8 protein-coding genes are annotated in these 13,786 nt (G+C 49.6%); 7 read left to right on the top strand and 1 reads right to left on the bottom strand.

The features are described 5' to 3' along the window. Positions 1-64: 64 nt before the first annotated feature. Positions 65-2,245, bottom strand: coding sequence for an OmcA/MtrC family decaheme c-type cytochrome (locus IE064_RS01975; protein ID WP_189615913.1), 2,181 nt, complete (start codon positions 2,243-2,245; stop codon positions 65-67). Between the two features lie 633 nt (positions 2,246-2,878). On the opposite strand from IE064_RS01975, the gene IE064_RS01970 reads away from it, so the two are divergent. The 7 genes from IE064_RS01970 to IE064_RS01940 all read left to right on the top strand — a co-directional run bounded on the left by IE064_RS01970 (position 2,879) and on the right by IE064_RS01940 (position 13,775). Next, positions 2,879-3,118, top strand: a complete 240-nt coding sequence (locus IE064_RS01970; RefSeq protein WP_133037734.1) for a FeoA family protein — start codon at positions 2,879-2,881, stop codon at positions 3,116-3,118. Continuing rightward, a complete protein-coding gene (gene feoB, locus IE064_RS01965; RefSeq protein WP_189615912.1) occupies positions 3,111-5,405 on the top strand; it encodes a Fe(2+) transporter permease subunit FeoB in 2,295 nt (764 codons plus the stop codon). The genes IE064_RS01970 and feoB overlap by 8 nt, the downstream gene beginning before the upstream one ends. A gap of 167 nt (positions 5,406-5,572) precedes the next feature. Continuing rightward, positions 5,573-7,243 carry a glutamine--tRNA ligase gene (gene glnS / locus IE064_RS01960; protein ID WP_189615911.1) on the top strand — a complete coding sequence of 557 codons (1,671 nt, stop codon included), beginning with the start codon at positions 5,573-5,575 and terminating at the stop codon, positions 7,241-7,243. A 376-nt stretch (positions 7,244-7,619) separates the two neighbouring features. Beyond that, complete coding sequence (locus IE064_RS01955) at positions 7,620-9,743, top strand: TonB-dependent receptor (RefSeq protein ID WP_229799830.1); 2,124 nt, start codon at positions 7,620-7,622, stop codon at positions 9,741-9,743. Between the two features lie 38 nt (positions 9,744-9,781). After that, positions 9,782-10,861, top strand: a complete 1,080-nt coding sequence (locus IE064_RS01950) for an ATP-binding protein (RefSeq protein WP_189615910.1) — start codon at positions 9,782-9,784, stop codon at positions 10,859-10,861. Next, positions 10,839-11,375, top strand: coding sequence for a response regulator transcription factor (locus IE064_RS01945; RefSeq protein WP_189615909.1), 537 nt, complete (start codon positions 10,839-10,841; stop codon positions 11,373-11,375). Before IE064_RS01950 ends, IE064_RS01945 begins: the two co-directional genes overlap by 23 nt. A 330-nt stretch (positions 11,376-11,705) precedes the next feature. Continuing rightward, complete coding sequence (locus IE064_RS01940; RefSeq protein ID WP_373295238.1) at positions 11,706-13,775, top strand: TonB-dependent receptor; 2,070 nt, start codon at positions 11,706-11,708, stop codon at positions 13,773-13,775. Positions 13,776-13,786: the final 11 nt, after the last annotated feature.

Here is a 13,786-nt window from a genome sequence, read left to right as displayed (position 1 = left end):
ACTGTTTACAAAAAATGAAGGAGGCATATTGCCTCCTTCGTTTGTCATGCAGTTAAGTATTAGCTTAATTGCCGTGAACTTTCAGCAACTGTGCTGGTGTGTGGCAAGTATTACAGGTTTCAGCGGCTCGCTGTTTCACATCGTCGGCACTGGTGCCATCAAGGATGCCGCCGTTGGTTTCGATATGAGATTTACCTGAGTCGGTCAGATACTGTTGGTGGCAGCTCAAACAGGCCCCGGCATCGGAAGACACCCATATTTCTGCTCCGCCGTTGGTAGTATCACCGTAGCGCCATACACGCTGTGCATCTCGTCCCAACGCAATGCCATCAGCGGTATGACAGGTCTGACAATCCGTTTTCAGCACGGTGCCTGACCCCAGACCGGCATACTTCAGATAGTGACCTGGCTGTTCATGCACTTTGAAGGCAAAACTGGTTGGCACTTTACCGCCTGGGTAGCTGTTATCTGTTGTCAGCGTTTTATCAGGGGTATGACATGCCTGACAGTTAACACCGTTGTCGTTGTGCACAATTGCCTTACCATGACAGCCCAGACACTTGTTGGCATCAATGATAGGCCGACGGGTTGCGACTGTGCCTGAGTCATCCACTCCGGTATCGCCCCATACAAAACGATAAGGATCCTGTTTGATATATACGGTGCGGACTCCATCGGCACTGCAGGCTGTAAGTTGTACGTCGTCTACCCCGTAACCGCCGTTATTGAAGCAAGCTTGCAGCGTTGACCAGATTTCAAAGGTTTTGCCTTTGGCATCTGTTGGCATGTTCATGTTATTCAATGTCAGTGTGTAGGTCTTGGTAGCCTCATCATAGCTACCTTCGCTCAGACGTGTGCGGCGGTTGCTGTAGGATGCGTCATTGTATGCCGGGAAGTCTTTGTCGATATCCCAACCGACCACCATGCGACTGCTCTGACTGACGAAACTCTGATCTACGGCATTGCCGTTGGCATCCAACACTTGTACTTTGAAGGTCAGTTTGCTGTTGGCGTCTAGCCCAATATCAGTCACCTTGACTCCCATCTGCTGTGCCAGCGTATAGGCTTTTAACACATCGCCATGACGTTTAACCGCGCTGCCAGTGCCAGCATATGGTGACTCGGCATTGTGGCAAGACATACAGTCGGTACTGCTGTGGTGTGCAGAGGGTTTTTCAGAATGACAGGCGATACATGCGGTATTGCTTTTCTCTTGGGTAAACAGTGCCGCATCACTAGGGGCGTTGCTCCCTTGGACATGACATACTGCACAATTTGCTGCGGGGGTTTGCGGGAAGTTGACTTCACCAAAATCCTCTAGAGCACCGTGATATCCCACTATTTTATAAGGATCTGCCACTTCGTTGCCATCTGCGTCATAGGTATGGCGCTCGCTACCGCGGTGAATGGCATGGATCATATAAGTGAAGTCGATACTGTTACCTGATTCAGGATCGCCAGAAGTGGCGGTATGGCAAGCTTCACAGTTTTCAAGATCCAGACGACGACCGCCATGAGCTTTAAGGCTGTCAGGCTGATGGCAGGTATAACAAGCGTTGATTGATACCACGTTGCGGCTTTGGATCCCCGTTGTCATCCCGCTTGAAGGTTGCCAGTCGAAATGGGCATTGACGGCAAGCGATGTCAGTTTGAGTTCAAGCGTGGCACGTTGAGTATCTTCGGCATGGTAGGTAACGGTCAGCGGCGTAGTGACGTTGGCAACATTGGTTTGGTAGGTATAGGTGTAGGTGCCATCACCATTATCCTTCAGACAATCATCGCAACTTTTAGCCACTTCAACATCGGCCTGATACTGCGCAGAAGGATGAAGATTGTCTACGTTGGTTGGTACATCGGTCGGTTGCTTGACCACATTAATATAGGATTGCCATTGGTAACCATGGTCAAAACCGGCACTGGTGTCAGTGGCCGCATCAACCACATGAGTTAACTGGGCGATACCAAAGCGCAGATCGTAATCCTTGGTGAGTCCCACCACTGCAACGCCGTTGGCGTTGGTCAGAGAGAAGGTAACGCTTACGCTGCCATCAGAAATCGAGGCGTCGGTAAAATTGGCATTCAGCGTAGTGGCGTTGTCGATGTTGATTGTGGTTAATCCGGGTTCACCGGGGGCACCGTCCTGACCGTCTTTGCCGTCGCTTCCGCAACCGGCGAGCATTAAAGACAATAGACCGGCTCCCAACAGCGCTTTGCTCGCGGCATTGAAATTAAACCGTTTCATCATTATGTATCCCTGCAAGGTTTGTTGTTCTCACTGTAACGGGCATTGATTTTAGAATTGTCGCTGCAGTGAGTGGAGTGAGATTTCCATACATAAGGCTATCCAAATGTAAGGCAATACGCAGTTATTTTAGCCGGGTTATGTGATTGAGATCTGACTATTTATAAAGGAGTAACTTGGTTTCTGGACAAATGTTTAAAGCCGGTATTCGTGGCTACGGATAAGTTTAAAAAGGACAATCACTAAGATGTTTCTGCCTGCAACCATAGTCAGAGACACTCAGCAACGGCTGCCTAATATCAGTGAGTGGTTTATGTGCACTGTCTAATATTTTTATATTTGGCCGCATGTCTTTCGCTGGAAAAGCAGTACAATCTCTGCAGTACTTGCATGTTAGCAGTTTTGATGTGGGTCATTTTTTGATTATCTGAAATCCGGCTCGTTCCCTGTTTTTCTGACCAAGCACACAAAGTTGCTACAAACAGCAGTTTATTTTCATCTGGCCGTTTATTCCTTCAGGGTTTTGTCACATAATACGGACACAATTGAAAATTATTATCGTTTACAACTGGCGCTAATAATTCACGCGGAAGCAGTCGTGTTAGCGGCTGTAAGGCAGTCAAAGTGGTAGAGGCAATGAAGTTAAGTGAATTGAACCCCGGCGATCGCGCAAAAATCTCCGATATTGGACGTCTGGAGCTTCCATCCGCCGTTAAGCGCAAGCTATTGTCACTGGGTATCACGCCCGATACTCATTTCTCACTTATTCGTCGCGCACCGATGGGATCAGGTCTGGAACTTGAAATCCGTGGTAGTAAATTGTGTGTGCGCCAAGAATTGGCACAGATCATCGAAGTGGAGAAGGCCAATGATTAAGCAGTTTCATTGTGTCACGGTTGGTAATCCCAACGCCGGTAAGTCAACTCTATTTAATGCCCTGACGGGTGCTAATCAGCAAGTGGGCAACTGGGCCGGCGTCACGGTTGAGAAGAAAACCGGTCTGTTCACACTCAACGGTGTTGATGTTTACCTGACGGATCTGCCCGGCATTTACGATATTTTGCCATCAGAAAGTGACTGCGATTGTTCACTAGATGAACAAATAGCCCAGCAGTTTCTGGCAACCCAAAAAATGGATGGCATTATCAACATGGTCGATGCCACCAATATTGAACGTCACCTTTATTTGACCGTTCAGTTGCGGGAGCTCGGTATCCCCATGGTGGTGGTGCTGAATAAGATTGATGCGGCCATTAAACGGGGTATCAAAGTTGATACTGAGGCCATGAGTAAAGAACTCGGGTGTCCGGTGATTGGTGTGACGTCCCGCGAGCCTAAAGATGTTGAAAAAGTGAAGGCTTTGGTGGTGCAGTTTTTCGAAGGCCAGGTATCTTCAGCACCGTTAATCTTGGACTATGGTCAGGAAATTGAAGCAAGTGTAGCGGCGTTGCGTGCTGCCGAACCCAATCTAAGCCGTGGCCGGGCGCTGGCAAAATTGGCTAATGGCAAGGGCTGTAATGCTTGCCATCGCGGTAGCAATGATCAGGAAGTTGAGCAATGCACAGAAAGGTTGGCACGAGAAGGCAAGGACATTGAAGTTCATGCAGCCGCCACCCGATTTAATTTTGTCGAAGCATTATATCAGGCGGCGATTCACACAGAAGATAAACCCACCCTGAGCGACCGTTTGGATCAGGTTGTATTGCATCCGATACTGGGGGTACCGATCTTCCTGCTGGTGATGTATCTGACATTTATGTTCGCCATTAATGTCGGCAGCGCTTTTATCGATTTTTTCGATATTGCTGCGGGTGCCTTGTTTGTGGATCACCTGGGGGCTTGGCTACAGAGCGTTAATTCGCCTGAATGGCTGATCACCCTGTTGGCGGGCGGACTCGGACAGGGGATCCAGACCGTTTGTACCTTCATTCCAGTGATTGCCGCGCTGTTTCTGGCGTTGTCAGTGCTTGAGGGCTCAGGCTACATGGCACGTGCGGCGTTTGTGGTTGATGGCCTGATGCGGCGTATCGGCCTTCCCGGCAAAGCGTTTGTGCCCATGATTGTCGGTTTTGGTTGTTCCGTGCCAGCGATTATGGCGACCCGCACTTTGGGCAGCGAACGTGAACGTATTGTGACCGGCATGATGGCGCCCTTTATGTCCTGCGGTGCGCGGTTACCTGTATATGCACTGTTTGCCGCAGCATTTTTCCCTAACTCTGGTCAGAATTTGGTGTTTTTGCTGTACATCATTGGCATTATTGCTGCCATTGGCACTGGACTGATGTTACGTAAGACATTGCTGCCGGGTAACAGCAGTGCGGTAGTCATGGAGCTGCCAGGGTATGAGTTACCAAAGCCGCGTATGGTGTTAGGTCGTACCGGAAAACGTACCAAGAGCTTTATCCTCGGCGCTGGCAAAACCATTGTACTGGTGGTCACAGTGCTGAACTTCATCAACTCCATCGGGACCGATGGCACCTTTGGTCATGAAGATAGTCAGGAATCTCTGTTGAGTGTTGCCAGCCAGAAAATTACCCCAGTGTTTGCCCCCATGGGCTTGCAACAGGATAACTGGCAGGCGACGGTTGGTATTGTCACCGGTATTTTTGCCAAAGAAGCGGTTGTTGGCACTCTCAATAATTTATACAGCAGTCATGGGCAGGATAAAGGGGAACTGACGCCACTGACCGACAGCTTTAAAGAAGCGTTGGCCACTATTCCGCAGAACCTCTTGGGGATCAATCCGAGTGATCCTTTATCGTTGTCGCTTGGACACGTTGATAATCTGAATGAGGCAGCGGAAGAACAGGGTGTGGCACAAACTACCTTCAGTGCCTTGCAAACCGGGTTCAGTGGTCAGTTGTCGGCGTTCACTTACCTGTTATTCATTCTGTTGTATACCCCATGTGTGGCAGCAATGGGGGCGCTGGTGAATGAATTTGGACCGCGCTGGGCCGGTTTTGCTGCGAGTTGGACCTTAGCGCTGGCCTATGGTACCTCAACAGTGGTTTATCAAGCGGCCACCATTCCCGAGCATCCGTTGCAGTCAGCTGCTTGGATTGCATTTTTCGCTGCGGCATTGGTAGGTTTCTACGCTTGGCTGAAACGCAAAGGGAAACGGACGCAACAACTCATTCCTGGGATAAAAATTATCACCGAGTAATGATTGGACATTTGATTGAAAAAGCAGCGCTATTTGCTGCTTTTTCTTTTTGACAGAACGTTGACGGACGTAACGACAGTTTTTATCCTAGAAGCATTGTCAGCGGGCATGATCTGTAGGATCATGCCCGTTTTATAACGATTGCACGGTTCGCAAAGAGGAATTACATGAGTCAGCTGGACACTGAAGTACGTCCGAGTAACTTCATTCGCAATATCATTGATGAGGATTTGGCCAGTGGCAAGCACACTAGTGTGCACACCCGGTTTCCGCCGGAGCCTAACGGTTTCCTCCATATCGGTCACGCAAAGTCTATTTGCCTGAACTTCGGTATTGCCCGCGACTATCAAGGACAATGCAATCTGCGTTTTGATGATACCAACCCGGAAAAAGAGAATATCGATTACGTCAATTCCATTAAGGAAGACGTGCGGTGGCTCGGTTTTCAGTGGAGTGGTGATATTCATTATTCATCTGACTATTTCGATGCTCTGTACGGCTATGCAGTTGAACTGATCAACAAAGGTTTGGCTTATGTCTGTTTCCTTAATGGTGAACAGATGCGTGAATATCGCGGTACCTTGAAAGAGCCGGGAAAAAACAGTCCTTATCGAGATACGCCGATAGCAGAAAACCTTGCACTGTTTGAAAAAATGCGTGCCGGAGGCTTTAAGGAAGGCGAGTGTAGTCTGCGCGCTAAAATTGATATGGCATCGCCTTTTATGTGCATGCGCGACCCGGTACTTTATCGCATTAAGTTTGCCCATCACCATCAGACTGGCGATAAATGGTGCATCTACCCCATGTATGACTTCACCCATTGTATCTCTGATGCGCTGGAGCATATTACCCACAGTCTGTGTACGCTGGAGTTCCAGGATAACCGTCGACTGTATGACTGGGTTTTGGATCATCTGGACGATTTCAATTATGACGGCCGTACCCGTCAGTATGAGTTTTCACGGCTGAATCTTGAATATACCGTTATGTCCAAGCGTAAACTGAATGAACTGGTTACCCGTAAACTGGTGAATGGCTGGGATGACCCGCGGATGCCAACGATTGCCGGTCTGCGTCGCCGTGGTTTTACACCTTCATCTATTCGTGAATTCTGCGACCGTATTGGTATCACCAAACAGGATAACTTAGTAGAAATCGGTATGCTGGAAGCCTGTATTCGTGAAGAGCTGAACGATAACGCGCCGCGGGCAATGGCAGTGATTAATCCTATCCGCATGGTGATTGAAAATTACCCGCAGGGGCAGACTGAAATCATCAGTGCGCCAGTGCACCCGAATAAACCGGAACTGGGCGAGCGCCAATTACCTTTCAGCCGCGAACTGTACATCGACGCAGAAGATTTCCGCGAAGAGGCCAATAAGCATTATAAACGCTTAGTGCTCGGTAAAGAGGTCCGTTTGCGCAACGCTTACATCGTTAAAGCGGAACGTTGTGATAAAGATGAACAGGGCAATGTGACCACGGTTTATTGCAGCTATGATGCTGACACTAAAGGTACTAATCCCGCTGATGGTCGTAAAGTAAAAGGCGTGATCCACTGGGTAGAACAAGCCAGTGCCTTGCCAGCAGAATTCCGCTTATACGATCGTTTGTTCTGCCTCGCCAATCCCGCTGGCGCTGAGACATTAGATGAGGCATTGAATCCTGATTCGTTGCAGATTCGCCATGGCTTTGTGGAACCAGATCTGAAAGTCGCCGTTGCTGAAAAGGCTTATCAGTTTGAACGTGAAGGATACTTCTGTGCTGACTGTAAGGATTCTTCTGCAGAGCATCTGGTGTTTAACCGTACCGTGGCCTTACGCGACTCTTTCGCGTAATCGCCAATCCAAGAGGAGGCGCCTAATGGCGCCTTTTTTATGCTTATCAGCTGTTGTGTCATTTTATCGCTGTCATGCTGTTGCCAGCCATTCTAGTGTGGCGGACTTCAAGCCGTTGGTTCTCAGTAACCAAACCAATAAAATTGCATCAGTAAGCACTAGATAAGTTTAATCTTCCGCTATATATAGCCTCTACCGTTTCCATAAGTGGCTACGGCTCGCTGAGCCTTGCTGCCGACTGTATACCCGCTTAGCAAGATGTCGACGCCAGTTCAGGCTGTTGTCAGGGTGCGACAATATGCCACGCCAGCTGTGATCCAGCTCTCGTTATAATGCGCGCAATTTTCCCAGATGATTGACATTGAAGGTGATCATTGTGCGCAGAAATACTCAACAACAGGAATACCACTTTTACCGAAAGCCCTCTGCTATCGCGGTTGCTGTTGGCCTGGCATGGTCGATGCCTACGTTGGCTGACGACTATACCAATCAACCCATAGAACGACTACAAGTGCTGGGGCAGCAACCTGAACACCACAGTACTCTGGGGGCGGTCGATACCCTATTAACCCAGCAAGGTGTTGATTTTTCTGCTGCGGGCGGTATGTCAGCGCTGCCTGTGCTTAACGGCATGATGGGCGATCGCGTAAAAGTGCTTATCGATGGCAGTGATGTTACCGCCTCCTGTGCCAACCAGATGAACCCGCCCTTGTCTTATATTTCGGCAAATCAAGTCGCTACTGTTGATGTAGTAGCCGGGGTGTCGCCCGTGAGCGCTGGTGGCGATAATATCGCTGGCGTTATCAAGGTCAGCAGCGTTAATCCCATATTTGCCGATAGTGACACGCTGCAGTGGCAAAGTGGATATGTGTCAGCCGGATACCACAGCGTTAACGATGCTATGTTACTCGGGGCTGGCGTTAAATTGTCCAGCAACAGCGTTAGTGTTGATTATCAGGGCGCGTATGAAGATGCCAATAGTTATCGAGATGGTCATGGTGACAAAGTGCTGGACACCTTGTACCGGGCACAGAATCATGCGCTGACGGCTGCCTGGCGCGATCAAACTCAGCAATTTGCGGTGAAGCTAACACATCAAAACATCCCGTTTCAGGGTTTTGCTAATCAATATATGGATATGACGGACAACCACAGCTATGGGGTCCTGGCTCGCTATCAGCGGCAGTTAGCCGATGATGGTGAATTCAGCGCCCAGGCCAACTGGCATAGTGTCAGCCATAAAATGGGGTTTTTCAGCCCTGAGAAAACCGGCATGATGCCGATGAATACCGACGGCGATGATTACAGCTATCAGTTGCACTGGCGTTTGCCTGTTAGTGCCAAAGATACCTTGTTGTTGGGGCAGGAAACCTATGATTACCGACTGGATGATGAGTGGCCGGCGGTGGTAGGTTCCAGCATGATGGGGCCCAATAACTATATCAATATTAATGATGGTAGGCGCTTACGGGCGGCGGTATTTGGCGAATGGCAACAACAGTCGACTACGCGCTGGTGGTGGTCTGCCGGTGTTCGGTATGAATATGTGACGACCAATGCAGGCGACGTTCAAGCCTACAACACCATGGCGATGATGGGCATGATCAATGCCGATGCTGCGGCGGCCAGTGCGTTTAATGCCACTGATCGTAAACGTAGTGACAATCTGCTGGATGTCACCTTGTTGGCGCGCTACCAACTGACGACCGGGCAGCAACTGCAATTGGGACTCGCCCGCAAGAATCGTGCGCCCAATTTATACGAACGATACAGTTGGGGACGAGGGACCATGGCGGCCACCATGATAGGTTGGTTTGGTGATGGCAACGGTTATGTTGGCGATATTACCCTTAAGCCGGAAACGGCCGACACATTGAGCTTTGCTTACAAAGCCTTTGCCGATGATTGGCAACTGGCAGCAACAGTCTGGTACACCAAGGTAACAGATTACATTGATGCAGATGTGATAGGCAGTTTCAATAAAAGTGGTTTAGCCAATGGCCAGCGTAATTTGCTGCAATTTACTAATCTGGATGCGACGCTCTATGGTGGCAGTGTCAGCAGCGTTTATCGTCTGGCAGATAATTACACGGGACTGTGGCAGCTAAATGCCAGTGTCAGTGCGACACATGGTGAGCGAGATGATGGCGGTCAGCCTTTATATCAGATAAAACCTTGGCAAACAGAACTGGCGCTGCAGCAACAGTTAGGGGACTGGCAAAATAGTATTGCCTGGCAATGGGTTGCTGCTAAAGACCGTGTGGATATTAGTCGATTGGAAAATGCTACGGCCGCCTATTCGCTGCTCAATATCAGCAGTCGTCTGCAATGGCAGGGGGTTACTCTGACATTCGCCGTCAATAATTTGCTTGATCATAACTATGAGTTGCCACTCGGCGGCGTCAGTATTGCGGAATATAAGGCCGACAGCAGTCAGGGCTTCCCACAACTGGCTGGTGCCGGACGCTCTTTGGAGTTTGGCGTCAGCTGCGCTTTTTAATGTATGCTGTTGGCAAATAGATAGTGGAATAAACCGCAATGATGCTGTTGATCGTGATGCTGCTGTGGCGCCGGCCATCACCCAGGCAAATGCTGTTTCTGTTGCTGGCGGAAGTGCTATTGGTGAATACAGTGATAGCCATAAATGGTGCCGCCAGTAATCCATTTAATGCTGTGTTGTTGCTACCCGTAGTATTGGCTTTTATGTTGTTGTCTTGGCTTAGCGCCGCAATGGTGCTGAGTGTGAGTATTGCCTTTCAAATTGGCCAGTTATGGCTATTGCCTCGACATGGCGACCATGCGGCGATGATGCTCAGCCATTACTACGGTATGGTGGTGGGTTTTGTTTTGACTGCTGTGCTGGTAGCGGCAGTGGTGCGGTATCTGCGGCAGCGGTTAGCGTCACGCGAGGAAGCGATTCATCAGTTGCGGGAGCGGCAACTGCGTAACGAGCAGTTGCTAGCCATCGGAACTGCTGCCGCCCAGCTTACTCACGATGTCGCCACCCCGGTACAGTCTATGCGCTTATTGATCGACGAAATTAAAGAGCAACAAACTACCAGTGTTGCGCTGACAGAACTGGATGTGCAATTGCAGCGTGTTGAACAGCAATTGCGTAATTGGCGTGAGGTTGCTGACGATGTGCGCGAGTCCCGATTGCGACCTTACGCGATTAAACAGTTGTGGCATTCGTTGCAACATTTACTGTTATTAGCCCGACCAGAAACCCCCATCCGCTGGCACTGGCTTATTACCGCCGAGTCGAGACGAATATACGCCGACGGTACGCTATTGCCAGCGTTGAGCAATATTATCATCAACGCCTGTGAAGCTGCGCAGGGACAAGCTGCTGCCTTGGTTCACGTTTCTGCCAATACAACGGACAGCCACTGGCGGCTAAAAATTGAAAACCCTGCCAACGGAGTGTCACCAGACCTTCTGCTACAGCTTGGTTTCCGGTTATTGCCCAGCGATGGTGGTCATGGTGTTGGCGCGGTATTGACCAACGCAACCATTGAAAAATTTCATGGTGAGGTTAATTGGTGTCGTGAAGGCGATATGATAGTTACCCTTGTTGAGCTACCACTGGAGTTTCATGCAGAAAATCATAGTGATTGATGATGACCTTAGCTACTTGCAAGTGTTACAGCGGCGTTTGCAGCAGACGGGGGCCTATGAGGTGGCAATTTATACTTCGATTGCCACTGCCTTGTACCACCCAGCGCAGCGGGTGCACGCCATTTTACTGGATATGATGCTGGAGCAAGAATCAGGCATCGCGGGGATCCCCGCGCTCAAGGAGCATTTTAAGCCAACGCATCTCATTATGTTGACTGGCTATGCCAGTATTGCCACAACTGTCGAAGCGATGCGGCGCGGGGCCACCGATTATTTGGCAAAACCGGTTGGCCTGAACGAAATACTGCAACGGTTGCAGGGATGCGTTGAGGTGGACTCTGTTGGGGATACCCAACCGCTGACACCAGCGCAGGTCGAATGGGAACATATCCAGCGCACATTGCTGACAAATGACGGTAACATTTCTGCGACCGCCAAGGCACTGGGGTTACACCGGCGCACACTACAGCGTAAATTACAGAAACACTCGCCAGTACGCGTACGCCATTCCTGAGTTTTCGCTGATGATGGTGTGGTGCTGTTCCAGCGCATGGGCACCACGCAGGTTTTTGTGGCGGTTGGATTCCGTTGCCGATTAAGCGTTTTTTTGTTCTAAGCTCATCGTTTATCTTACTAAGGTATTACCCGTCTTATAACAATATGATTGCTTAATAATAAGCTGCTGTTTTTATTTAATTTGTTTAAAGGTGTGAACTCCCTCTTTGTTTCAGGTATTACGTTTTTATAGAAAATATTATTAAGTATGACTTTGATCAATTTTCGTAATACTAAAAGTCCTTAAACTTTTCCCTCGCGCTAATTTTCTAACCAAATAACAACTGATGTGAAATTGACTTCAACAGTAATTTACGGGGTGCCCGTGCTGTTTGTCGCGGCACTGGTGCAGGCAGAAGATACCACTCAAACATCTACCTCAGCCTCACAGCCCATTGAACGGGTAGCAGTTTTTGGACGGCAGCTCAATTTGTTAGGGCAGAGTAGTTCCGCATCTGAGGGCATAGTGGGCGAGGGCGAGATTGAAGCTCGGCCATTACTGCGTACGGGAGAGGTGCTGGAGTTTGTGCCGGGAATGATGGTGACTCAGCACAGTGGCTCGGGTAAAGCCAACCAGTACTTTTTACGGGGATTCAACCTAGATCACGGCACCGACTTCGCAACCTCGGTTGATGGTATGCCCATCAATATGCGCAGCCACGGTCATGGTCAGGGCTATACCGATCTCAACTTTCTGATCCCCGAGTTAATCGGGCAGATCCATTACTACAAAGGGGCATATTACCCTGAAGTGGGGGATTTCTCGGGCGCTGGCTCCGCGGCTATTTCACTGACAGACGATTTGCCTTATCGCCAAATGGCGTTAACGCTGGGGGAATATGGCTATCAACGCTTGCTGGCGACCGGGCAACAGCAGTGGCAGGATAACAAGTTTATTTTTGGCGGCGAATTGCAACGTTACGATGGCCCTTGGAGTGATGTAGAAGAAGATGTCCGTAAAGTGAACGCTGTTGGCCGTTATCTGACACACGTAGGTAATGGACAACTGGCCGTCACGGCAATGGCATACAGTAATGACTGGAACTCAGCCGATCAGATCCCTGAACGTGCGGTAACTGCCGGTATTATTGATGAATATGGTTCGCTGGATACGGATTTGGGTGGGGATTCCAGCCGTTACAGTTTGTCGGCCAGTTATGTTGACAGTGACTGGCAAGCCAGTGCTTATGTGATCCGCTCACGCTTGAACTTGTTTTCTAATTTCACCTATTTTCTCGATAATCCAGTAGATGGCGATGAGTTTCAGCAAATGGATAACCGCGAAATTTGGGGCGGCAAGTTGGCGCGTGACTGGCATGTAGCACCATTCGGCATTACGACGGATATCACCTCCGGCATTGATGTTCGCTATGATCATATTGGTAAAGTGGCGCTGTACCACACCAAAGCTAGGCAGCAGATTGGTACCGTGCGAGATGACGCAGTGGATGAGTTTTCCAGCGGTCTGTTTAGCAAGCTGGAAGCCGAGTTGACCAATGACATCAAGTTCCGCCTCGGCGCTCGCTATGACTACTACAACGCTGATGTGGATAGCGATAACACATTAAACAGTGGTAATGCTAACGATGGTATCTGGAGCCTGAAAGGTGGTCTGTCTTACTTGGTAAGTGATGATCTGGAGCTCTATGCCAGTGCCGGGCAGGGCTTTCATTCTAACGATGCGCGAGGGGCTACTATCAAAGTCGATCCGGCCACTGGTGAAGCAGTGAACAAGGTGGATTTGCTGGTACGTTCTACCGGGGCAGAACTGGGTTTTCGCTACTATGATCGGCGATACATCAATCTCTCGGCCGCATTTTGGTATCTGGATCTGGATTCTGAACTGCTGTATGTGGGCGATGCCGGAACGACTGAACCCAGTCGAGCTTCTCGGCGTTATGGACTCGAGATCTCTGCCTATTACTGGCTGAGTGATGCCTTCAGTGTCGATGCGGAACTGGCAGTAACCCGTGCCCGCTTTACCGAGGATGAGACCCTAGAGGGTAAGTATGTCGATGGCACTGTCCCATGGGTTGCCAGTGCCGGTATTAACTATGAGCCAGATGCCTCGGGCATCCACGCTGCGCTGCGACTGCGCTATCTTGGAAAACGGACGCTGGACAGTTTCAAAGAACATGAAGCTGATGCGACAACCCTGGTTAATTTGTCGCTCGGATATGCTTATCAGGATTGGGACGTGAAGGCGGAATTGCTTAACCTGTTTAACAGTGACGACCATGATATTGACTACTGGTACAGCTCTCGTCTGTCCGGTGAAGATGCCGAGGGTGTCGAAGATTTACACTATCATCCGGTAGAACCTCGCATGTTACGGTTGAGCGTCAGCTATCATTATTAAGAGTTTGTGTG

The sequence above is a fragment of the Shewanella fodinae genome, from assembly GCF_014651955.1.
In the GTDB taxonomy this organism is placed as follows: Bacteria; Pseudomonadota; Gammaproteobacteria; order Enterobacterales; family Shewanellaceae; genus Shewanella; species Shewanella fodinae.
This window is presented reverse-complemented; position numbering and strand designations above follow the sequence as displayed.

What these genes read in the sequence shown, in the direction of transcription:
- IE064_RS01975 (WP_189615913.1), bottom strand. Translation starts at nt 2,245, where the DNA reads ATGATGAAACGGTTTAATTTCAATGCCGCGAGCAAAGCGCTGTTGGGA.
- IE064_RS01970 (WP_133037734.1), top strand. Translation starts at nt 2,879, where the DNA reads ATGAAGTTAAGTGAATTGAACCCCGGCGATCGCGCAAAAATCTCCGAT.
- feoB (WP_189615912.1), top strand. Translation starts at nt 3,111, where the DNA reads ATGATTAAGCAGTTTCATTGTGTCACGGTTGGTAATCCCAACGCCGGT.
- glnS (WP_189615911.1), top strand. Translation starts at nt 5,573, where the DNA reads ATGAGTCAGCTGGACACTGAAGTACGTCCGAGTAACTTCATTCGCAAT.
- IE064_RS01950 (WP_189615910.1), top strand. Translation starts at nt 9,782, where the DNA reads ATGATGCTGTTGATCGTGATGCTGCTGTGGCGCCGGCCATCACCCAGG.
- IE064_RS01945 (WP_189615909.1), top strand. Translation starts at nt 10,839, where the DNA reads ATGCAGAAAATCATAGTGATTGATGATGACCTTAGCTACTTGCAAGTG.